General features: G+C 55.9%; 21 protein-coding genes. 16 read left to right on the top strand and 5 right to left on the bottom strand.

The genetic code is table 11. From position 1 onward, the window contains the following. The first annotated feature begins 148 nt into the window (after positions 1-148). The 3 genes from ACXI0A_RS16280 to pstB are packed head-to-tail and all read left to right on the top strand — an operon-like array spanning position 149 to position 4,616. The gene (locus ACXI0A_RS16280; protein ID WP_476147702.1) at positions 149-2,242 is read left to right on the top strand and encodes an ABC transporter permease subunit; all 2,094 of its coding nucleotides are present in this window, start codon (positions 149-151) and stop codon (positions 2,240-2,242) included. Next, positions 2,239-3,837 carry a phosphate ABC transporter permease PstA gene (gene pstA, locus ACXI0A_RS16275; RefSeq protein WP_224930614.1) on the top strand — a complete coding sequence of 533 codons (1,599 nt, stop codon included), beginning with the start codon at positions 2,239-2,241 and terminating at the stop codon, positions 3,835-3,837. The genes ACXI0A_RS16280 and pstA overlap by 4 nt, the downstream gene beginning before the upstream one ends. Positions 3,838-3,848: 11 nt before the next feature. Continuing rightward, positions 3,849-4,616 carry a phosphate ABC transporter ATP-binding protein PstB gene (pstB, locus tag ACXI0A_RS16270; protein WP_200578183.1) on the top strand — a complete coding sequence of 256 codons (768 nt, stop codon included), beginning with the start codon at positions 3,849-3,851 and terminating at the stop codon, positions 4,614-4,616. Positions 4,617-4,751: 135 nt separating this feature from the next. On the opposite strand, the gene purN is transcribed toward pstB, so the two are convergent. Both purN and purM read right to left on the bottom strand, forming a co-directional pair. After that, the gene (gene purN / locus ACXI0A_RS16265; protein ID WP_224930620.1) at positions 4,752-5,390 is read right to left on the bottom strand and encodes a phosphoribosylglycinamide formyltransferase; all 639 of its coding nucleotides are present in this window, start codon (positions 5,388-5,390) and stop codon (positions 4,752-4,754) included. Then, on the bottom strand, positions 5,387-6,427 hold the full coding sequence (gene purM / locus ACXI0A_RS16260) for a phosphoribosylformylglycinamidine cyclo-ligase (RefSeq protein WP_224930623.1): 1,041 nt from the start codon (positions 6,425-6,427) through the stop codon (positions 5,387-5,389). The genes purN and purM overlap by 4 nt, the downstream gene beginning before the upstream one ends. A 240-nt stretch (positions 6,428-6,667) precedes the next feature. Between purM and upp the strand changes: the two genes are divergently transcribed. The 3 genes from upp (at position 6,668) to hda (ending at position 9,564) form a co-directional block, all read left to right on the top strand. Continuing rightward, on the top strand, positions 6,668-7,294 hold the full coding sequence (gene upp / locus ACXI0A_RS16255; RefSeq protein ID WP_100701256.1) for a uracil phosphoribosyltransferase: 627 nt from the start codon (positions 6,668-6,670) through the stop codon (positions 7,292-7,294). A gap of 191 nt (positions 7,295-7,485) precedes the next feature. After that, positions 7,486-8,769, top strand: a complete 1,284-nt coding sequence (gene uraA / locus ACXI0A_RS16250; RefSeq protein WP_476151020.1) for a uracil permease — start codon at positions 7,486-7,488, stop codon at positions 8,767-8,769. 93 nt (positions 8,770-8,862) lie between these two features. Beyond that, entirely contained in the window at positions 8,863-9,564 is a 702-nt protein-coding gene (gene hda, locus ACXI0A_RS16245) for a DnaA inactivator Hda (RefSeq protein WP_034825971.1), read from the top strand. On the opposite strand, the gene arsC is transcribed toward hda, so the two are convergent. After that, positions 9,561-9,908 carry an arsenate reductase (glutaredoxin) gene (arsC, locus tag ACXI0A_RS16240; protein ID WP_476147706.1) on the bottom strand — a complete coding sequence of 116 codons (348 nt, stop codon included), beginning with the start codon at positions 9,906-9,908 and terminating at the stop codon, positions 9,561-9,563. The two genes, hda and arsC, sit on opposite strands and share 4 nt — an antisense overlap. A 7-nt stretch (positions 9,909-9,915) precedes the next feature. Further along, on the bottom strand, positions 9,916-11,379 hold the full coding sequence (bepA, locus tag ACXI0A_RS16235; protein ID WP_476147708.1) for a beta-barrel assembly-enhancing protease: 1,464 nt from the start codon (positions 11,377-11,379) through the stop codon (positions 9,916-9,918). Positions 11,380-12,018: 639 nt separating this feature from the next. Here bepA and ACXI0A_RS16230 point away from each other — a divergent pair. The 10 genes from ACXI0A_RS16230 (at position 12,019) to ACXI0A_RS16185 (ending at position 21,970) form a co-directional block, all read left to right on the top strand. Continuing rightward, positions 12,019-12,624 (top strand): DsrE family protein, encoded by a 606-nt coding sequence (locus ACXI0A_RS16230; protein ID WP_476147710.1) that lies wholly within the window; start codon positions 12,019-12,021, stop codon positions 12,622-12,624. A gap of 33 nt (positions 12,625-12,657) precedes the next feature. Next, entirely contained in the window at positions 12,658-13,266 is a 609-nt protein-coding gene (locus ACXI0A_RS16225; protein ID WP_224930634.1) for a DsrE family protein, read from the top strand. Between the two features lie 126 nt (positions 13,267-13,392). After that, positions 13,393-14,409: a substrate-binding domain-containing protein gene (locus tag ACXI0A_RS16220; RefSeq protein WP_476147713.1), complete on the top strand. Its 1,017-nt coding sequence runs from the start codon at positions 13,393-13,395 to the stop codon at positions 14,407-14,409. A 23-nt stretch (positions 14,410-14,432) separates the two neighbouring features. Continuing rightward, positions 14,433-15,437: an ABC transporter substrate-binding protein gene (locus tag ACXI0A_RS16215; protein ID WP_414004078.1), complete on the top strand. Its 1,005-nt coding sequence runs from the start codon at positions 14,433-14,435 to the stop codon at positions 15,435-15,437. A gap of 2 nt (positions 15,438-15,439) precedes the next feature. After that, on the top strand, positions 15,440-16,297 hold the full coding sequence (locus ACXI0A_RS16210; RefSeq protein ID WP_476147715.1) for an ABC transporter permease subunit: 858 nt from the start codon (positions 15,440-15,442) through the stop codon (positions 16,295-16,297). After that, positions 16,294-17,106, top strand: coding sequence for an ABC transporter permease (locus tag ACXI0A_RS16205; RefSeq protein ID WP_224930645.1), 813 nt, complete (start codon positions 16,294-16,296; stop codon positions 17,104-17,106). The genes ACXI0A_RS16210 and ACXI0A_RS16205 overlap by 4 nt, the downstream gene beginning before the upstream one ends. Continuing rightward, the gene (locus tag ACXI0A_RS16200; RefSeq protein ID WP_476147717.1) at positions 17,103-18,092 is read left to right on the top strand and encodes an ATP-binding cassette domain-containing protein; all 990 of its coding nucleotides are present in this window, start codon (positions 17,103-17,105) and stop codon (positions 18,090-18,092) included. The genes ACXI0A_RS16205 and ACXI0A_RS16200 overlap by 4 nt, the downstream gene beginning before the upstream one ends. An 11-nt stretch (positions 18,093-18,103) precedes the next feature. Beyond that, positions 18,104-18,934, top strand: a complete 831-nt coding sequence (locus ACXI0A_RS16195) for a metallophosphoesterase (protein ID WP_476147719.1) — start codon at positions 18,104-18,106, stop codon at positions 18,932-18,934. A 165-nt stretch (positions 18,935-19,099) separates the two neighbouring features. Continuing rightward, positions 19,100-20,692 (top strand): diguanylate cyclase, encoded by a 1,593-nt coding sequence (locus ACXI0A_RS16190; RefSeq protein ID WP_476147722.1) that lies wholly within the window; start codon positions 19,100-19,102, stop codon positions 20,690-20,692. 210 nt (positions 20,693-20,902) lie between these two features. Beyond that, positions 20,903-21,970 (top strand): AI-2E family transporter, encoded by a 1,068-nt coding sequence (locus tag ACXI0A_RS16185; RefSeq protein WP_476147724.1) that lies wholly within the window; start codon positions 20,903-20,905, stop codon positions 21,968-21,970. A 34-nt stretch (positions 21,971-22,004) separates the two neighbouring features. On the opposite strand, the gene bcp is transcribed toward ACXI0A_RS16185, so the two are convergent. Next, the gene (bcp, locus tag ACXI0A_RS16180; protein ID WP_224930659.1) at positions 22,005-22,472 is read right to left on the bottom strand and encodes a thioredoxin-dependent thiol peroxidase; all 468 of its coding nucleotides are present in this window, start codon (positions 22,470-22,472) and stop codon (positions 22,005-22,007) included. Positions 22,473-22,605 lie beyond the last annotated feature (133 nt).

Here is a 22,605-nt window from a genome sequence, read left to right as displayed (position 1 = left end):
CCGGCGGGAAAATCGCAAAAATGCGCCTCCGCTCAGTGTCCATCACCATTATGGCGAGAGTATGGCAAGCTTGTCCAACACCAAAGGTTGTCTTATCAATCAGCTACGGGCAACATAGCGACGTGTTTTCACCTGTAATCTGGCCTGCATGAGCATAAACCGTATCCCTGTCCATTTCAGCGACCGCCGTCGCCGTGCCGTCGATCAGTTTGTTCGTCGCGTGGTGACGGGTTGCGGCGTGGGCATTTTACTGCTGATGCTGCTGTTATTCTTCTGGCTGATCTGGGTGGTGTTACCCCTGTTCAGTGCGCCAGGCATGCAAGCCACCACCAATATCCAACTTTGGGATAAAGCCCCGGTGCTGGCGATGGGCAGCGATGGGCATCTCGGCTGGCGTATCAGCCGCAACGAGGCGCGCTTTATTCCGCTCGATGGACAGCCCGCCGCCGATGCGCTGGTGCTGCAACAGCATCCTGATGCGGCGGTCAACAGCAGCAATAGCAGCAGCGTGCTACTCAATATGCAGGGCGGACTGCTACTGATGCAGCCGCTGATCCACGAAAATCACGGTCAATGGTTCTTCCCGTTTGGCGATCGTCCGCTGCGTCTGGCGCAGGGCGCGGTTACCACCATGGCGCTTACCTCGCTGAGCGATCACCAGTGGCGGATTGCCGCCCAAACGCCGGCAGGCATCAGCGTGATGACGCTGGAGAACCAGCAAACCGTCAATCAGATTTTGTTGCCACAGCAGCAAGCCGAACATTTGCTGTTATCGCCCGACGGCACGCTGCTCTACGCCAGCGAAGGGCGCTTGCTGCGCGTATGGCAAATCACCCCAGAGGGCGCACAACTGCGTGAAACGCAGACCCTCAACCAGCGTCCGCAAAGCCTGCATATTCTCACTGGCGGCCGTACGCTACTTATTCAGGATGAGCAGGGGGTAAAGCAATGGTTTGCCATCGCCGGGGATAAAGGACCGCGACTACAGGAAATTCATACCTTTAATCACAGCCAGGATGCATTAAAGGTTGTACCTGAGGCCCAGCGCCGTGTGTTTGCCACCTTTAATGCTGCGGGTGAGGTCAAACTGTTCGCCAGTAAACAGCAGGGCCCGATTTTGACGCGTCAGCTGGCACCGGGTATTCAGGCGCTGGCGTTTGCTCCGCGCGGCGATGCGCTAATTATTGAACGCGATGGGCAATGGCAACAGTTTGCACTGGATAATCCGTGGCCCGATTTCACCTGGCGCAATTTGTGGCAAAAAATCTGGTATGAAAACTATCCGCAGCCGGATTGGGTATGGCAATCCACCGCCGCTGGCGACAGCTATCAGGCCAAGTTCAGCCTGATACCCATGGTGCTGGGCACGTTAAAAGCCGCCTCGTTAGCATTACTGTTCGCCACGCCGCTGGCCCTGGCGGCAGCAATGTACACCGCATGGTTTATGTCGCCAGGATTACGCCGCTGGGTGAAACCGGGCATTGAAATGATGGGCGCTTTGCCGAGCGTGGTGATTGGATTGATTGCCGGCGTCTGGCTGGCACCGCACGTGAGTACCGCGCTGGTCGGCGTTTTGCTGTTGCCGCTGGTGCTGGCGGTGACTCTACTGCTGTGCGGCGTTCTCAGTCCGCATTTGCCGCAGCGTTGGCGACGCCCTGGCTTTGAAGTGATTTTGCTGCTGCCGGTATTGCTGGCCGTCACCCTGTTAACGCTGTGGCTGCCTACGCAGTTGTGGCCGGATATCGGCGAACGCCTGGCACATTATGAACAACGCAACTTATTGGTTGCGGCGCTGGCGATGGGCTTTGCGCTGGTGCCCCTGATCTTCACGCTGTCTGAAGATGCCTTATTCAGCGTGCCGGGCGCGCTGGGGCAGGGTTCACTGGCGCTGGGCGCCACGCCGTGGCAAACCCTGACGCGCGTGGTATTGCCGGGCGCTTCAGCGGGGATATTTGCCGCTTTGATGATTGGCTTTGGCCGCGCAGTGGGTGAAACCATGATTGTGCTGATGGCCACCGGCAACACGCCAGTGAGTGAAGGCGGCTTATTTGCCGGGCTACGCGCGCTTTCGGCTAACATCGCCATCGAGATGCCTGAAGCAGCGGCGGGCAGCGCGCATTACCGTATTCTGTTCCTGAGTGCGCTGTTGTTACTGATATTCACACTGGTGATCAACACCGTAGCTGAGCTGATCCGTCAACGTTTACGCCAGCGTTATAGCCAGCATGAGGGGCAGGGATGAAAGCGATGCGTCAAAACGATCGCTGGCGCTGGCTGACCGCCGGTGCGGTGGCCGTGTGCTTACTGGCGTTTACCTTGCTGATTGGCCTGCTGGGATGGCAGGGCGTGCGTGCGTTCTGGCCACAGCCAGTGGATCAATACCTGTTCCAGCCGCCGGAAGGTGCTGCGGTGATGGTGCTGGGTGAAACCCTGCACAAACAGCCGCAGGGCGAGCAGTGGCGCTATGTGGTGAAAACCGGTAATCGTGACTTTGCCGCACCGGATTTCCGCGTGCTGTACAGCCAGGGCGCGGCGAAAACGCGTCGCCCAGCAGATGCGATGGTGTTACAGCGCCGCAGCGGCGGCAATGCTTACGGCTGGCTGATTGAGTTGCGGGAAGATAATGAGGTGCTGACCGCGCGCGATCGCGACGCACTGCTGCATCAGCGGCTGGTGCAGGTCCATGAGCAGCTGCGTCAGGCCAGCCATATTCGTCGTGTGCAAATGGCGCGCCTCAATGCACAGCTGGAAAGCCTGCAGCAGCAAGCTGATGAGCAACGGCAACACGGTACTTTCACGCTGCAGGATCAATCGGAATTCGATGCCAATAGTGTGGCGTTGCAGCGGCGCTTTAGTGCGTTAGCCCAGCAGCTGACGCATCTGCAACATGAGAGCGAGCGTGACACTTTGGTGCTGCGCGATGTACAGGGACAGGATCACATCATCCCGCTGGCGCAGGTGGTGGATGCCTGGTATCCAAACGCGATGTCGTTTGGGCAGAAGTTGCAGCACTTCTTCAGTCAAATCTGGCAATTTGTCAGCGATTCCCCGACATCAGGCGGCGGCGAGAGCGGGGCGTTCCCGGCGATTTTTGGCACGGTGCTGATGGTGTTGCTGATGTCGATCATTGTGATGCCGCTGGGTGTGGTGGCGGCAGTGTGGCTGCACGAATATGCCGGACGTAATGCCTTAACCCGTCTGGTGCGCATTGCGGTGGTGAATCTCGCTGGCGTGCCATCCATTGTGTATGGCGTGTTTGGTCTGGGCTTCTTTGTCTGGTTGATTGGCGGCACTATCGATCAACTGTTCTTCTCGCGCTCGCTGCCTAATCCCACCTTTGGCACGCCCGGACTGTTATGGGCCGCGTTAACGCTGGCGCTGCTGACACTGCCGGTGGTGATTGTCGCTACCGAAGAGGGGCTGTCACGCATCCCGGATAATCTGCGTCAGGGCTCATTGGCGCTGGGTGCCACACAAGCGGAAACGCTGTGGCGCGTGGTGTTACCGCTGGCGGTTCCCGCTATGCTCACCGGTCTGATTCTGGCCGTGGCGCGTGCGGCGGGGGAAACGGCTCCGCTGATGCTGGTGGGTGTGGTGAAAATGGCCCCGGAACTGCCGGTGGATGCGGTATTCCCGTATCTGCATCTGGATCGCAAATTCATGCACCTCGGTTTTCAGATTTACGATCTGGCTTTCCAGAGCCCGAATATCGACGCTGACCGACCGCTGCTCTACGCCACCGCCTTGCTGCTGGTGGTAATTATTCTGTCGCTCAATCTGCTGGCGATGGCGCTACGCCATCGTCTGCGCGAGCGTTACCGCCTAATGACGCACTAAAAGGTTTTTAGATGACGCCCGATTACGACATCGCGTTAACCGTTAATCAGCTGTCGCTGTGGTACGGTGAGCGCCAGGCGCTGAACAGTATCGATCTGCGCATCCCGAAAAATCGCATCACCGCGCTGATTGGTCCGTCGGGCTGTGGCAAATCGACGCTGCTGCGTTGCTTTAATCGCATGAATGATGTGATTGATCGTTGCCGCATTGAGGGTGAGATTCTGCTCGATCAGCACGCGGTGATGCAGGCTAATCAGGATCTGCCCGCGCTGCGTCGCCGAATTGGCATGGTGTTTCAGCGTCCAAATCCATTCCCAAAATCTATCTATGAAAACGTGGTGTATGGTTTGCGGCTGCAAGGGGTGCGCGATCGTCGTGTGCTGAATGAAGCATGCGAACGCGCGCTGCGTGCGGCGGCGCTGTGGAGTGAGGTGAAGGATCATCTGGCGCAGAATGCGTTGACGCTCTCCAGCGGTCAGCAGCAGCGTCTGGTGATTGCGCGCGCCATCGCGATTGAACCGGAAGTGTTGCTGCTGGATGAGCCGACGTCGGCACTCGATCCGATTTCTACGCTGGTGATTGAAGAGCTGATGACCACGTTAAAGCAGCATTTCACGCTGGTGCTGGTGACGCACAACATGCAGCAGGCGGCGCGCGTGTCAGATTACACGGCGTTTATGCATAACGGGCAACTGGTGGAGTTTGATGAAACCGATCGGATCTTCACTTCGCCAAAAGCGCGCAAAACCGAAGATTACATTACGGGCAGATTTGGTTAAGGGCGAGCATGATATCGGTCGCCATAAATGGCGCCCCTACGAATTTCAGCGCAAGTTGTAGGTAACGCATTCATGCGTACCGAGACCCATGTTCAGCGTAAATTGTAGGGTGCGCATTCATGCGCACCGAGGAATTTATTCGTGCGCGTAACCCTGAGGCGGCAATGGTTGCCCATCCAGCCAGGCTTTTCCTTCACGCATCTGCAAGCGCCCATCGACAAACCAGCCTATCACCAGCGGATAGATCGCATGTTCCTGATGCTGCACGCGTGAGGTGATCTCTTCTTCATCATCTTCAGCAAATACCGGCACGCGGGCCTGCAAAATCACCGGTCCGCCGTCCAGCTCATCTGTCACAAAATGTACCGATGTGCCGTGTTCCTCATCGCCATTTTCTAGCGCCTGACGATGGGTATGCAGTCCGGGATATTTCGGCAGCAGCGACGGATGGATGTTGATCAAGCGATCGTGATAGTGCGCGACAAACGCCTGGCTGAGAATGCGCATGTAACCGGCCAGCACCACTAAATCCGGCGCATAGGCATCGATTTCCTGCATCAGCTGGCGATCAAAGGCATCGCGGTCGGCAAAATCACTGGCGGCAAGGCTATGACCCGGTACGCTGGCTTCCTGCGCACGCGTCAAACCCAACGCTGAGGCTTTGTTACTGAAAACGGCAGCGACGCTGCCGTTGATACGCCCGCTTTCGCAGGCGTCGAGGATGGACTGAAGATTGCTTCCGTTGCCGGAGATCAGCACAACCAGTTTTTTCATGGATTAATAACCACTCGCTCTTCTGAGTCAGAGGCTTTAATCACACCGATTTTCCACGCCTGCTCACCAGCGTCGGTCATCAGCTGTACCGCTTTATCGGCATCGGCCGGGCTCAGCGCGATGATCATGCCCACGCCGCAGTTAAAGGTACGGTACATTTCGTGACGGCTGACGTTACCAGCCTGCTGCAGCCAGCTGAACACAGACGGCCACTGCCAGCTTTTCTCATCAATAACGGCCTGAGTATTGTCTGGCAGCACGCGTGGGATGTTTTCCCAGAAGCCGCCACCGGTCAGGTGAGAAATCGCGTGCACATCCACCTGCTCGATCAGGCTAAGGATGTTTTTCACGTAAATGCGGGTCGGTGCCAACAGGTGGTCAGCCAATGGCTTGCCATCCAGCTGTTTGGTTTCTGGGTTGGTCTGGCTGACTTCCAGAATCTTACGCACCAGAGAATAACCGTTCGAATGCGGGCCGCTTGAACCCAGCGCGACCAGAACGTCGCCGTCCTGTACTTTCGAACCGTCAATAATTTCTGATTTTTCCACCACGCCGACGCAGAAACCCGCCACGTCGTAGTCTTCACCGTGGTACATGCCTGGCATCTCAGCGGTTTCACCGCCGACCAGCGCACAACCCGACTGCAGGCAACCTTCGGCGATACCGGTGATCACCGCTGAAGCGGTATCCACGTCCAGTTTGCCGGTCGCGTAGTAGTCGAGGAAGAACAGCGGCTCAGCGCCTTGCACAATCAGGTCGTTGACACACATCGCAACCAGATCGATACCGATGCTGTCATGACGTTTGAGATCCATCGCCAGACGCAGCTTGGTGCCGACGCCATCGGTTCCGGAGACCAGCACAGGCTCGCGGTATTTCTGCGGCAGCGCACAGAGCGCGCCAAAGCCACCCAATCCACCCATCACTTCCGGGCGGCGAGTTTTCTTTACTACGCCTTTAATACGGTCAACCAGATCGTTACCAGCATCGATATCAACACCGGCGTCTTTGTAGCTGAGAGAGGTTTTGTCGGTCACTGCGGAATCCCCACGCGAATTGCGGTTGGTGGCAAAAATTAAGCGCGCTAATTCTACCAGTGCAGGCAAACGTTTGCGAGTCCCATCTCACGCCGCTTTGCACAGCGCTGATTTTTCGCCAATCATTATGATCACGCGGATCTCGCTAAGCCCTTGACCAATGACAAGTGGCGCGGCGGCAAAAAGGCGGTATAATCCGGCGATTTTTTTTTAGCTCAACTCAATTCCGGGAGAACAATCATGAAGATCGTGGAAGTCAAACACCCGCTGGTCAAACATAAACTGGGCCTGATGCGTGAGCATGATATCAGCACCAAACGCTTCCGCGAGCTGGCCTCGGAAGTGGGCAGTCTGCTGACCTATGAAGCCACCGCCGATCTGGCAACGGAGCGCGTCACCATCGAAGGCTGGAACGGCCCGGTTGACGTTGACCAAATCAAAGGCAAAAAAATCACCGTGGTGCCGATTTTGCGTGCGGGCCTCGGCATGATGGAAGGTGTGCTGGAACACGTACCCAGTGCGCGCATCAGCGTAGTCGGTATCTACCGTGATGAAGAGACGCTGGAGCCAGTGCCGTATTTCCAGAAGCTGGTATCCAATATCGAAGAGCGTCTGGCTTTAGTTGTAGATCCAATGCTGGCAACCGGTGGTTCGATGATCGCCACTATCGACCTGCTGAAGAAAGCCGGCTGCAACAGCATTAAAGTGCTGGTGCTGGTGGCAGCCCCGGAAGGGATTGCCGCGCTGGAGAAAGCACATCCGGACGTTGAGCTGTACACCGCGTCAATCGATCAGGGATTGAACGAGAAGGGTTACATCATTCCAGGCTTGGGTGATGCAGGCGACAAGATTTTCGGAACGAAATAAATAAAGCATCCAGCCGGCCAGAGAGTCGGCTTTTTTTTGGCAAAAACACAACAATCATCCCCAAGTCATTCGAGCCATGGCAAGGCGGCAATCGAGGTCATCCCGATGAGTTTACTCCAGTAAGTGATTCGGGTTAACGAGAGCAGCCAACGCAGCCATGGTTTGAAGGACGCAGGGGAAGGGGATAAATGATGACTCGTAGGGCTATCGGGGTAGACGAACGTCCACCGCTGCTGCAAACCATTCCACTCAGCTTACAACACCTGTTCGCCATGTTTGGCGCCACGGTGCTGGTGCCGATTCTGTTCCACATCAACCCGGCCACCGTTTTGCTGTTCAACGGCGTCGGTACGCTGCTGTATCTGTTTATCTGTAAAGGCAAAATCCCGGCGTATCTGGGTTCGAGCTTTGCCTTTATTTCACCGGTACTGCTTTTATTGCCGCTGGGTTATGAAGTGGCGCTGGGCGGCTTTATCCTGTGTGGTTTCCTGTTCTGCGTGGTGGCGCTGATTGTCAAAAAAGCCGGCACCGGCTGGCTTGACGTGATGTTCCCACCGGCCGCGATGGGCGCAATTGTTGCCGTTATCGGCCTTGAGCTGGCAGGTGTCGCTGCCAATATGGCGGGTCTGCTGCCGGCAGATGGCACCTCACCTGATAGCAAAACCATCATTATCTCGATGGTGACGCTCGGTGTGACCGTGTTTGGTTCGGTGCTGTTCCGCGGCTTCCTTGCCATTATCCCGATTCTGATCGGCGTGCTGGCGGGCTACGCGCTCTCATCCTTTATGGGCATCGTAAACTGGCAATCCGTTGCCGATGCGCCGTGGTTCGCGTTGCCTACCTTCTACAAGCCGCGCTTCGAATGGGCAGCGATGCTGACCATCCTGCCTGCAGCGCTGGTGGTGATTGCTGAGCACGTCGGCCATTTGGTGGTGACGGCGAATATCGTGAAGAAAGATCTGATTCGCGATCCTGGCCTGCATCGCTCAATGTTTGCTAACGGCTTGTCCACCATGATCTCCGGTTTCTTCGGCTCAACGCCAAACACCACTTACGGTGAGAACATCGGCGTGATGGCGATTACCCGCGTATACAGCACCTGGGTGATTGGCGGGGCGGCGATCTTCGCGATTCTGCTCTCGTGCGTAGGTAAACTGGCGGCAGCGATTCAGGCGATCCCGGTACCGGTAATGGGTGGCGTTTCTCTGCTGCTGTACGGGGTGATCGGTGCATCCGGTATTCGCGTATTGATTGAATCTAAAGTGGATTACAACAAAGCGCAGAACCTGATCCTGACTTCGGTGATCCTGATCATCGGCGTCAGTGGTGCCAAAGTGCACATCGGCGCCGCTGAGCTGAAAGGTATGGCGCTGGCAACCATCGTCGGCGTAGCACTGGCACTGATTTTCCGCGTAATCAACCTGTTACGTCCGGAAGAAGTGGTGCTGGATGCCGAAGAAAAGCGCGAAGCCTGATGCGCTTTGCCGGGCAGGGAAGCCCGGTTCATCTCTTGCAAAGATCGTGATAAACTTGCGCCGTTTTCTGCCTGCTCATCCGTTGAGGTACTTCTGAACACGCCGGCACAGCTTTCACTGCCACTCTATTTACCCGATGATGAAACCTTTGCCAGTTTCTGGCCGGGGGAAAATCCGTCTTTGCTGGCGGCGCTGCAAGGCGCACTTTCTCAGCAGCACGGCAGCTATCTCTATTTCTGGTCACGCGAAGGCGGCGGCCGCAGCCACTTATTGCACGCCGCCTGCGCGGAAATGTCTGCGCGTGGTGAAGCGGTAGGTTATGTTCCGCTGGATAAACGCACCTGGTTCGTGCCGGAAGTATTGGATGGTATGGAGAATCTGGCGCTGGTGTGTATCGATAATATCGAATGCATTGCCGGAGACGCAGAGTGGGAGATGGCGATCTTCGATCTCTACAACCGTATCCTGGAAATCGGCAAAACGCGTTTGCTGATCACCGGCGATCGTCCGCCGCGTCAGCTCAATCTCGCACTGCCGGATCTTGCCTCACGGCTCGACTGGGGCCAGATTTATCGCTTACAGCCGCTCTCTGACGAAGACAAATTACAGGCGATGCAGTTGCGGGCCGGACTGCGCGGTTTCGAGTTACCGGAAGATGTCGGGCGCTTCTTGCTGAAACGCCTCGATCGTGAAATGCGTACGCTGTTTGACACGCTCGATCGGCTCGATCGCGCCTCAATCAGCGCGCAACGCAAACTCACCATTCCTTTTGTGAAAGAAGCGCTGGGGCTTTAAACGATCTCCAGCACCGCTTCCGGTGGACGTCCAATACGCGCCCGGTCACCGTTGATCACGATGGGGCGTTCGATCAGTTTTGGATGCGCCACCATTGCCTGCAGCAATTGATCTTCACTCAGCTCACTGTCCGCCAGATTCAATTCTTTATACAGATCCTCTTTTCGGCGCATCAGTTCGCGTGCACTGCTCATGCCAAGTTGTTGAAGCAATGTTTTCAGCGCCTGCTCGTCAGGCGGTGTTTCAAGATAGAGCACCACTTCAGGATCTATGCCTTTTTCCTGCAACAGCGCCATGGTTTCGCGACTCTTGCTGCAACGCGGGTTGTGATAAATGCTCACCATGATTTTTTTATCCTTTCTGATACTGACGGAACCGCTTTTGCAATTCCCGGAACTGGTCGATGCGGGCATCGTAACGCGCCTGTTTCAGGCTACCGAGCGGCACCTGCGCGCTGGCACTGCTTAAGGTGGTGATCGCCTGATCGAGCTGCCCATTCAGCGCTAAACCTTCCGCACGTGCCGACAATTCTTCATCTCGTAACCCTTGCGCCGCGGAAGCCTGCGCCAGCAAATCCCAGGCATTGACATCATCCGGGTGTGCAAAGGTATAGCGATTCAGAATGCGGCTGGCGTTCGCCGGCTGTTTGGCTTCCACATAAGCGTTAGCAAGGTTGAGCTGCAACACCGGACTGATGCTGCTGCCTTTGGCGCTGGACAGCATGCTGATGGCCTGCTGCGGCTGACTCAGACCAATATCTATATCCGTCATGATATCAAGGAACCAAATATTATCCGGCTGTTTGGCTAGCATCGGTGCGATGATCTTTTTCGCGTTGTCGAAGCTTTTCGCCTGCAGGAATTGCACCGCTTTACCGTATTGCGAGGCCATCTGCTCACGCGAATTGCCTTTGGCGTATTCATTTAACAGGTCATCGGTCAGCTGATTGCGGCCAGTGGCGTACATGCCCAACGAACGCACCTTCGCCATATAGAACCCTTCCGATGACTGCACTACCACCGGGCGCATCTGGTTAGCACGATTTCGGGCATCGGCTAAACGGCTATCCGGCAAGGGGTGCGTCAGCAAAATTTCCGGCGGTTTGGAGGAGAAGCGGCTTTGATCGGCGAGCTTTTGCAGGAAACTCGGCATTGCCTGCGGATCGAAACCGGCGCGTTGCAGCACCTGAATACCGATGCGGTCGGCTTCCTGCTCGTTGGCCTGAGTGAAGCTGATCATGCCCTGCTGCGTGCCCGCCAAAGTACCGGTTAACGCCGCCATCCCGGCCTGCGGGCTGGCAATGGCTAACAGAATCGAACCCAATGCACCGACCCACGTGAGCGGCGCATTGCGTTTCTGCTCTTCCATGGCTCGTGCCAGGTGACGTTGCGTGACGTGAGAGATTTCGTGCGCCATCACCGATGCCAGTTGGCTTTCATTGTCGGTGTAGCGGAACAGCGACGAGTGCAGCACCACATTGCCGCCAAAGAAGGCGAAGGCGTTGAGTTCGTCATTCTGAATCAAAAAGAAATGAAACGGCGTGCGCACCGAGTTGGCGTGGGCGACCAGGCGTTGGCCGAGCTCATTGATGTATTGATTGAGAAGCGGATCGTTAATCAGCGGCGCACTGGCGCGCAGTTGGCGCACATAGAAGTCGCCAATTTGTAATTCCTGATTAATAGAAAGCGTCGAACCCGCCGTGGTTCCCATATCGGGCAGATTATCACTCACGTCAGCGCGCACCGAGAGCGCGGGCGTCAGCAGCAGCGTAGGAATAAGGGCCGCCAGCACTGATTTCTTCAACCGGTTAAACATGCCTTGATCCTGTAAAAGTCACCTGCAATTGGACAGGTAAGTCGTTCAAATGTTCTGCGCGTACTTTCCTTTGACGCAGCGGTTCTATCTTAACCAGCGGGCGGTAACAAGCAAATGAAGAAGCGACACAGGCTTAAAATGAAAAAATGGTTACCGCAGGCGTTAATTGCAGCAAAAAATTGAATAGCCCGCCATGACCAGGTTAGCGCTTTTACAGGCCAGGAAGTTAAAGTTACGTAAAGTTGCTCAAAATAATTGAATCTGGCATGAACTTTTCCAGGTTTACTCTGAAAAACACGCGCTAAAACAGTGAGCTGTCCTGTTTTAACCATCAGTGATTTTAATGGTGAATTTTAAACATCCGCTGAAATTTTAGTTAAGTATGGTCATATTTTCATCGCTACCCGCTTTATAAAACCTCAACAGAGGGTAATCGATTCATGCCAGTTATTTTTTTAGTCCTGCCTTCCTCTCAATCAAAAGCATTATTCAATTAGCCTGACTAATTATTATTTCCGCAATGAAAACCCCGTACAGCCCGAAACTACAGGACTTTTGCCATGCTCACGCTGTGGTATAGATAAGGCACTTTATTCAAACGAACTGTGAATTCGCGCAGTGCATGCCGGAGAGTTTTTTATGCGTTCTGTTGTCTCTTACGCCCTGATTGCCATTGTGGGCGGGATTGTTGGCGCCACCGTCAGCAAAAGTGATGATATTTATCAGCGTGTGGTGAGCCATTTTTCTGCCGAACCGACCGATCCGGACGGTTTCTGGAGCACGCCCGCCGTCGAAGGCTACGGCAAAATCCATTACGAATCTGATGCCGCGTTTAAACCGGTAGCGGGACTGAGCAACAAAGTAGTGTTTCAAATCACCAAAAGTGAAGGAGACATGAAGCGCCCTAACTTAGGGCTGGAACGTGTGGCTCGCGTGGTGAACCTCTACATTGCTTCAGGGGTGTCCGCAGACCAGCTGCACTTTGTGGTGTCCGTGACCGGCGATGCGACGCCCGCCATGCTGGATAACGCGCATTTCCAACAGTTCTATAAGGCCGACAACCCTAATTTGGCGCTGATTGGCGAGCTCAACAAATTAGGCGTCAAAGTGTCGGTGTGCGATCAGTCAGTGGCGTTCCATCACTTCCCGAAAGAGTGGATCGATCAATCGGTTATTCATGCGTTATCCAGCCCGACCACCGTGTCGACGCTGGAAAATCAGGGTTATGCCTTCCTGCAAATGTAATTGGGCTTAGGCTCTTCTATCGAGGAAAGTGAAATGCGTCCAGCGTCTTATATTGTTATCGCCGCACTGGCAGGTTTTGTGGGTGGTAATGTATTACAGCTTCCGGAACTGGTGGATAAGGTCAGCAGCAAGTTTACTGACAACAAAAGCGAGCCAGCGGACTTCTGGAGCACGCCAGCCATCGCGGGCTACGGCAAAATCCATTTTGTGAATACGCCAGATTACAACCCCGCGAATACGCCAGGCCTGAGCAATAAGATCGTTTTTCAGATCAACCGCACGGAAGGGGATGTTCGTCAACCTAACCTCGGACTGGAACGTGTGGCACGTGTCACTAACCTCTATTACGCTGCCGGTGTACCGCTGAATCAGCTGAATTTTGTCGTGTCGATCAACAGCGACGCAGTGCCCGCTGCGCTCAATAACGAACAATTCCGCAAAGCTTACGGCAGCGATAACCCGAACCTGAAGTTGATTGATGAATTGAAGCAGGCAGGTGTGAAGGTGACAATCTGCGACCAGTCGGTGGCCTTCCATCAGCTACAGAGAGACTGGATAGATACCCGCGTGACGCATACCCTCTCCAGCGGCACCACGGTTGCCTCGCTGCAAAACGAAGGTTACGCCTTCCTCATGTTGTAATTCCTTTCTGACAGCAGTTCGCGCTGCTGTCATTTTTCCGTCATATCCCCGCGATGTTGCTGTCACAGTTCGCCGCTACTTTAAGCGCCAATGAGATCGATCTCATTGCTCATTTACGAGGCGAACATGTCCGATTTAATCAGTGTGGCAAAGCTGGCTGGCGTATCACGCGCTACCGCCGCGCGCGCATTTTCTGATCCCCATCTGCTACGGCCGGACACGCTGGAAAAGGTGCTGGCGGCATCAGAACAACTCGGATTTCGTCCCAATCACATTGCACGTCAGCTGCGTACGCAAAGTTCCACCACGCTCGGTGTGCTGCTGCCTTCACTGCTTAACCCGATCTTCTCACGGCAGTTACAGGCAATGGAGCGTCAGGCGCGCGCGGCGGGTTATGGCTTATTGGTGGCGACCAGTGACTATCAGCCAGAACGTGAAGCGGCAATTGTTGAACATATGCTGCGTCAGCGCGTCGCTGGCCTGGTGCTGACCGTTGCCGATGCGGATAACAGCGCGGTACTGACCACGCTGCACGAAGCCAGTATGCCTTTTGTCCTCGCGCACAACGTTCCGCAACAGAGCCACTGGCCAGCCATCTGCGTGGATAACCAGCAGGCGATGCGGGAAGCCACCGAGCAACTGCTGTCTCTTGGCCATCGCCATATCGGCATGATCGCCGGTCCGATGCTGCAATCTGACCGCGCTCGCCTGCGTTATCAGGGCTACTGCGATGCGATGCAGGCCGCAGGGCTGAACGCGCTGCCGGTGATTGAAATGGCCAGCCATACCCATTCTGATTTCGCGCTGCTGCAACCGCAGTTGCAAGGCGTAGCACCGCTGACGGCGGTGATATGTACCAATGATTTGCTCGCCATCAGCCTGATTGGTGCTGCGGCGCGTGCCGGTGTACGCATCCCGCAGCAGCTCTCGGTGATGGGCTTTGATGGCATCGATATTGGCGAGCAGATTGCGCCATCGCTGGCGAGCGTCTCGCAGCCAGCGGATATGCTCGGTGCCTGTGCCATCGATATGTTGTTACAACAAGCCAGCCGCGGCACTCGCGTACTGGCCCACCGGTTGCGGAGCGGTGAAAGCATCGCCGCGCCAGCTACCGTTTTGACTGCCACCACCAGGGAACCATAACCACCATGAAATTCCATAAAAAAATGAAAATTCTTGCAGGAGCGATCGCGCTGACCGCCGGTTCGCTGTTCAGTACTTTCACTCAGGCCGCAGACACCGCGATCTGCTACAACTGTCCGCCCGAGTGGGCTGACTGGGGCACACAGCTCAAAGCCATTGCCAAAGACACCGGCATCACCGTGCCACAAGACAACAAAAATTCCGGCCAGGCGCTGGCGCAAATGGTGGCGGAGAAAGGTAATCCAGTTGCAGATGTGGTCTATTACGGCGTCAGTTTCGGCATCCAGGCAGACAGCGCGGGCGTCATCACCGGCTACAAGCCGCAGCACTGGGATGATATCCCCGCAGGAATGAAAGATCCCAACGGCAAGTGGGTCGCACTGCACTCTGGCACCATGGGCTTTATGGTGAATGTGGATGCTCTCGGCGGCGCGCCGATCCCGCAATCCTGGGATGACCTGCTGAAGCCTGAGTACAAAGGCATGATTGGCTATCTCGACCCGGCCAGTGCCTTTGTCGGTTATGTGGCTGCTGTGGCAGTTAACCAGGCGAAAGGCGGCAACATGCAGGACTTCACACCTGCGCTGAACTGGTTCAAGAAGTTGCAGGCCAACCAGCCAATCGTACCGAAGCAAACTGCCTACGCGCGTCTGCTCTCTGGCGAAATCCCGATTCTGCTCGACTACGACTTCAACGCTTATCGCGCCAAATATAAAGATCACGCCAACGTCGCGTTTGTGATCCCGAAAGAGGGCACGGTGACCGTTCCTTACGTCATCAGTCTGGTGAAGAACGCGCCACACGAAGCCAACGGCAAGAAAGTGATCGACTATGTGCTGTCTGACAAAGGTCAGGCGATCTGGGCGAACGCCTTCCTGCGCCCGGTGCGTACTTCAGCGATGTCACCCGAAGCGAAAAAATTCTTCCTGCCGGATAGCGATTACGCTCGTGCACAAACCGTCGACTATCAGCAGATGGCCGATGCACAGAAAGCGTTCTCTGCTAAGTACCTGAGCGAGATTCATTAATCATGTCGATCTCCGACACCCTGGCGGCTTCACGCCGCCAGGCTCGCAGCTTGCCGGGCAGCAAATGGTTATGGCTGGCGTTGCCCGCGCTGCTGTTCTTCAGCGCCTTCTGGCTGCTGCCGTTTGCGCGCTTGCTGCAAATCGGTATGCAGAACGATCGCACCACCCAGCACAGCGGCTACTGGACGGTGATCACTCAGCCAAACTATCTGTTTAGCTTGTTGAATACCGTTGTGCTGTCCCTGGCCGTGACGGTAGTGACGTTGGCGATTGCCGCCATCGTTGGTTGTTTTCTGGCGCGACAGCGTTTTGCTGGGCGCGGCACATTATTAGCCTTATTAACCTTCCCGCTGGCCTTTCCTGGCGTTGTGGTGGGTTTCCTGGTGGTGATGCTGGCGGGTCGTCAGGGCTTGCTGGCACAAATCAGCATGAGCCTGCTGCACGAACGCTGGACGCTGGCTTACTCACTCACCGGACTGTTTATTGGTTATCTCTATTTCTCGCTGCCGCGCGCCATCGTCACGCTGGTGGCCGCCAGTGAAAAGCTCGATCGCTCGCTGGAAGAGGCGGCACGTTCACTCGGTGCCAGCCAGTGGCGAATTACCTGGGATGTGATTGTGCCCGGACTGCAACCGGCGTTGCTCTCTACCGGCGCGCTCTGTTTCGCCACTAGCATGGGCGCATTCGGCACTGCTTTCACTCTGGGTACGAATCTGGCAGTACTGCCGCTGACCATTTATGGCGAATTCACCAACTACGCCAACTTTGCCACGGCGGCGGCGCTGTCGGTGGTGATGGGCGCGGTGGCCTGGCTGGCGCTGATGCTGGCGCGCCGTCTGGCACATAAGGGGGCAGTATGAATCGTCGCGGCTTGTTTAGCCTGCAACTGCTGGTCACCACGCTGACTGCGCTGTTTATGATCGTGCCGGTGGTGCTGTCGATGCTGGCAGGTGTCACTAACAACTATTTTATCGGCCTGCGCAGCGGCTTGACCCTGAAGTGGGTTGAGCAGGTGTGGGAGATGTATGCCGACACGTTTTGGCTGTCGCTGCTGATTGCGCTGTTCTGCTTACTGGTCACGCTAGCGATTGGCGTACCTGCCGCGTGGGGCTTGTTAAAAGCGCCTGGACGCTGGGCGGCACGTATTGAAGAGTGCCTGATGTTGCCGGTGGCGTTGCCCGGTTTAGCCACCGCGCTCGGTATCATTCTGCTGTACGGCCAGTTCTCCGGCCTGCGTGACAGCTGGGTGTTTATTCTGATTGGTCACGTGCTGTTTACGCTGCCGTTTATGATGCGCCCGGTGCTGGCAGTGATGCAGGCGGTGGATATGCCGCGCCTGGAAGAGGCCTCTGCCAGTCTCGGAGCCAGCCTGTGGCAGCGCTTCTTTACCGTGGTGGTACCTAACTGCCGCAACGGCATACTTGCTGGGGCCTTTATGGTGATCACTCTGTCGGTCGGCGAGTTCAACATTACCTGGATGTTGCATACGCCACTGACCAAAACCTTGCCGGTCGGCCTTGCGGACAGTTACGCCTCGATGCGACTGGAAGTGGGTTCCGCCTACACGCTGATTTTCATTTTGATGATTTTACCGCTGCTGCTGATGCTAAATGCGGTCAATCACTGGCTTAACCGCGCGGTCTCGCGCCAAAACAAGGAGGCGGCATGAATCCTGCGGCCGTTACCGTGACGCTGCGCGGTTGCTCGCGTCATTTCAATCAACAATTAGCACTGCATCCGCTCGATTTGACCGTCAATCCCGGTGAAACCCTGGTGCTGCTCGGCCCTTCTGGCTGCGGCAAAACCACCACGCTGCGTATCATCAGCGGGCTTGAGCGCTGCGATGATGGCGGCGAAGTGTGGTTCGACGATCGCAACGTTACCGCGCTGCCGATTGAGAAACGCAACGTCGGTATGGTGTTCCAGAACTACGCGCTGTTCCCCAACCTTAACGTCGCAGAGAACGTGGCTTACGGCTTGAAAGTACAGGGCGTGGCGCGCGCAGAACGAGAAGCGCGCGTGCAGGAGATGCTGGAACTGGTGGATCTCAGCGCCTTGTCACAACGCAGTATTGATAAGCTATCCGGTGGACAGAAACAGCGTGTGGCACTGTCGCGCGCGCTGGCGGCTCGCCCTAAAGTGCTGCTGTTTGATGAGCCGCTGGCTGCATTGGATGCGCGTCTGCGCGATCGCCTGCGCCTTGAAATAGGCACCTTATTGAAAAAGCTGGCGATCACCGCCGTCTACGTCACGCACGATCAGCAAGAGGCGATGGCGCTCGGCGATCGTATTGCCGTGATGGAGCAGGGGCGTCTGGTGCAGATCGATACGCCACAAAATATCTATCAACATCCCGCTTCGAAGTTTGTGGCTGATTTTGTGGGGGCGATTAACTGCGTCGATGTCGATAAGCGCGGCAATCCGCAGCGCTTCTGCCGTCCGGAAGATGTGCTGCTCGCCGATGACAATCGTTATGCACGTCAGGGCTTTATCCTCGCCAGTACCTTTTTAGGCGCCTCGCAGCGGTTGATGATCGACATTGGCCTGGCGACGCCGATTCAGGTTGATCGCCACGCGCGTGAAACCTGGCACGCCGGACAACCGGTGAGCTGGACGCTGGCGCAGGACGCCGCCCTCCAATTTTCTGCATCCTGAGGAATAATTTCGTGTCTGAAGCATTGACGCTGATTGCGCAAATAAGTGATTTACACATTAAGGCCAACGGTCGCCTGTCGTACAAGAAAGTGGATACTCAGGCGGCGCTGCTGCGGGTTATCGAGACATTGAATCGTTTGACGCCGCGCCCGGACATGGTGGTGATCACTGGCGATCTGGTGGATTTTGGCAACGCGGAAGAGTATCAAACGCTGCGAACGGCGCTGCGTCGTCTGCAGCTGCCTTACATGCTGATGGCGGGCAATCACGACGATCGCCAGCAATTACGCGCGGCGTTTCCGGATCACCACTATCTGCAGCGCGGTGAAACCCTCAACTGGCAGGCGCGGGTGAAAGGGGTGCAGCTGTTGGCGCTGGATTCCAGCGTGCCGCAGCAGCCTTGGGGTTATGTGGATCAAGCGCAGCTGGCCTGGCTGGAAGAGCAGCTGGTGCGCGAACCGCAATTGCCCACGCTGGTGATGCTGCACCATCCACCGCTGATTTCAGGTATCGGCCATATGGATAAGCAGCCGCTACGCAATCCTGAAGCGCTGGCGGCGATCATCCGCCAGCATCCGCAGGTGGAGCGCGTGCTGAGTGGTCATTTACACCGCTCGGTGCAGGCGCGTTTTGCCGGGACGCTGGCCTGCGTGGCACCGGGGGTGTCGCATCAGGTGGCCTTTGACTTGTCTGAAAATGGTCCGGCGAATTTCGTGCTGGAACCGCCTGGTTTCCTGCTGCATCGCTGGCATCCTCAGCAAGGTATGACGACGCATCAGTGCGCTATCGGCGATTATCCGGGACCGTGGCCGTTCTATGATGCGAATGGTCTGATCGATTAGCACCAACGTTTGCTGAATAATTACGCGTGCCTGACAGGATGGTTCGTGCTCAATCTGGTTTGCAGGTGTACAATTGGCGGTTCCCTCACCAGGGGTAGCTAGTCCAACTATAACTATATTGTCAGGCACGCAAATTATGAATTCTCACACCAGGGCGGTTGCGTCATGCTGATGCGCATCCGGCCAAAAACTGACCTGCGTACGCTGATCGCGTTGCTGGCGATCACCAGTATCGTCATTACGCTCGCCAATACGTTGTACGCCACCTGGCGCGTGCAGCGTATGGTGCTGATCGAGAGCACTCTCGAAGCCAATCGCGCTTATGCCACCAAACTGGCTGCCACCACGGAAGTCTTTTTCCAGCTGGCACAGTCGCAGCTGCACTACAGCGCGACGCAGTTGGGCAAGGATTTTGATAATCCGGAACTGGCGCAGCAGGAAGTGAACCGTCTGCGTGAGCAAACCAACAGCTTTAACTCCGTTGCGGTGGTCGATACCAACGGGATAGTGAAAGCGATTTCGCCTGAGTCACTGATGCTCAAAGGCATGCAGCTCACTAGCCAGGCTTCGCGGGAAGCGCTGGCGCAGCGTCAACCGATGGTGAGTAAACCCACCATCTCTGCTGCCAACAATCTGGTGGTGTTTGTCTCCTGGCCAATCTGGAGCAACGAAGGGCGCTACCTTGGCTATGTCGGCGGCACCATCTATCTGAAGAAGAAAAGTATTCTCAATGCGTTACTCGGTGAGCAGTTCTACCGGGATGGCACGCGCGTGTATGTACTGGATAGCAACAATCAGGTGCTTTACCACCAGAATATTCAGCTGATTGGTAAAACCGCGCCGGAGATCGTCAGCGAGCGTCAACGCAAAGAGAGCACCAATGGCGAGGTGCAGGTCATCGAAGAAGACACGCCGAAACTGGCGGGTTACGCCATTGTGCCGACCACTGGCTGGATGGTGGTGGCGCTCAAACCGACTGACGTCACCCTGCTACCGCTTTCCGGCTTGCTGCTGAAAGTGCTGAAAAACTCTGTGCCGTTTGCGCTGCTGACCTTGCTGATGGCGGTGATTTTCGCCCGTCTGATTGCCTTGCCGCTGTGGCAACTGGCGCGTAAAGCCAGCCAGATGGATACCCAGGGCGTATCGGGTGAAATTGGCGGTATTCGTGCCTGGTACTTCGAAGCGGCACAAGTGAAACGTGCCTTGCTGACGGGGATTGGTCTGGTTCAGGACAAAATCGGTCGGCTGAAATCGGAAGTACAAACCGATCCGATGACCAGCCTGCTTAACCGCCGTGGCCTGAGTGCGGTGCTGGATTACTTCGAAACCATGCGTCAGCCCTTCGCGGTGCTGGCGCTGGATATCGATCACTTCAAACGGGTGAATGACAACTTCGGCCATGATGTGGGTGACGAAGTGATCAAACAGGTGGCACGAACCCTGCGCAACAGTGCGCGCCAGACTGACGTGGTGTGCCGTAACGGGGGCGAGGAGTTTCTGATGCTGTTGCCAGCCACCTCAACGGAAGAAGCGCGCGTCATTGCCGAGCGCGTGCGCACCAGCATTGCCGAGAGCTGGATTGACCATGTCGGCCATATCACGCTGTCGGTGGGCATCGCGCGCTGGGAAGCGGACAACGGGCCCCAAGACATGAGCCTGAAACAGGCGGATGCCGCGCTCTACCAGGCGAAAAATGCCGGGCGTAACTGCGTGATGATTGCCGGCCAGGACGCGCTGGTGAGTAGCATTACGCGCTAGCGCTTTCCGGGTGCCATAAATGGCTCCCCTACAACAAGACAGCGCAACGTGTCCGGTGCGCACGGACGCACGATATCGTCGGGTTTTCGTAGGGTGCGCACAGACGCGCAATATCATCTGATATTCGTAGGGTGCGCATTGATGCGCATCAGGCAATCGCTGCAAATTTCTGTACAATCGTCATCCCGTTTTTGGCGTCAAGGAAGTGAAATGCTGGTTCTGCTTTTCCAATGGTACAAACGTCGCTTTAGCGATCCCGAGGCGATTGGCCTGTTGGTGATCTTGTTGATGGCGTTCTGCATCCTGTTTTTCTTCAGTGGGTTATTGGCGCCGTTGCTGGTCGCGCTGGTGCTGGCTTATCTGCTGGAGTGGCCAACCGTTCGGCTGCAGCGCCTGGGATGCAGCCGTACCTGCGCGACCAGCATGGTGCTGATTGTGTTCGCTGGCATTTTGCTGGTGATGGTGCTGATTGTCGCGCCGGTGGCCTGGCAGCAGGGCATCAACCTGCTGCGTGACTTGCCCAACATGCTGAATAAGCTCTACGTCTATGCCGCGGGTTTGCCGAAACGTTTCCCGGCGCTGGTGGATGCGGGCATCATCGATATCATCGTGGAAAATCTGCGCAGCCGTTTGACCGGATTAGGTGAATCACTGGTGAAATACTCTCTCGCCTCGCTGGTGGGATTGATGACGCTGATGATCTATCTGGTGCTGGTGCCGCTGATGGTGTTCTTCCTGCTGAAAGATAAAGAGCAGATGCTGAACGCCGTGCGCCGTGTGCTGCCGCGCAATCGTGGTCTGGCGGGCGTGGTCTGGCAGGAGATGAATCAGCAAATCACCAACTACATTCGCGGCAAAGTACTGGAAATGGTCGCGGTAGGTTTTGTCACCTGGATTGCCTTCCTGATACTGGGACTTAATTACGCGCTGCTGCTGGCGGTGCTGGTGGGGATTTCTGTGCTGATCCCTTACATCGGCGCCATGGTGGTCACCATTCCGGTGATTGGCGTCGGTCTGTTCCAGTGGGGCTTAGGCACCGAATTCTGGACGATGTTTATCGTTTATCTGGTGGTGCAGGCGCTGGATGGTAATGTGCTGGTGCCGATTCTATTCTCTGAAGCGGTCAATCTGCATCCGCTGGTGATTATACTTTCGGTGGTGATTTTTGGTGGCATGTGGGGCTTTTGGGGCGTGTTCTTCGCCATCCCGCTGGCCACGTTAATCAAAGCCGTGGTGCGCGCCTGGCCTGAAACCACGCTGGAGCATCAGCAGGGGTAAAGAAAACGGGTGCACATTGTGCACCCGTTTTGTTTTATGCCGACTTCAGATAATCCAGCACGATATCGTGGTGGTTCGACGTTTTGAAGTCGTCGAAAACTTTCTCAACTTTGCCGTTGCCATCAATCAGGAAACTGGTGCGGTGGATGCCGTCATAGGTTTTGCCCATAAAGGTTTTCTCACCCCAGATACCGAACTGCTCACACACCTGATGATCTTCATCAGAGAGTAGGGTGAAGTTCAGCACTTCTTTTTCGACGAAGCGTGACAGTTTTTCAGGCTTATCGGTGCTGATGCCCAGCACTTCCACGCCCACGGTTTTCAACGCATCCATGTTGTCGCGCAGACCACAGGCCTGAACGGTGCAACCCGGCGTCATGGCCTTTGGGTAGAAATAGACCAGAACGCGCTGTCCCTGGAAGTCGGCCAAATTTACTTGTTCGCCGTCCTGATCGGGCAAGCTAAATTTCGGTGCGGTATCACCGGCTTTCAGTGGATTCATCACAACTCTCCATTTTTTTCTTCATGCTGTGGGTAATACACCATCGCGGGAAAAAGTACCAGCGGGTGCCACCCTCTGGGTTATTTCACTACACGGTATGCCGCGCGGCAGAGTGTGTGGAGAAATAACCCGG

Source organism: Pantoea sp. C1E2, assembly GCF_056491465.1.
This window is presented reverse-complemented; position numbering and strand designations above follow the sequence as displayed.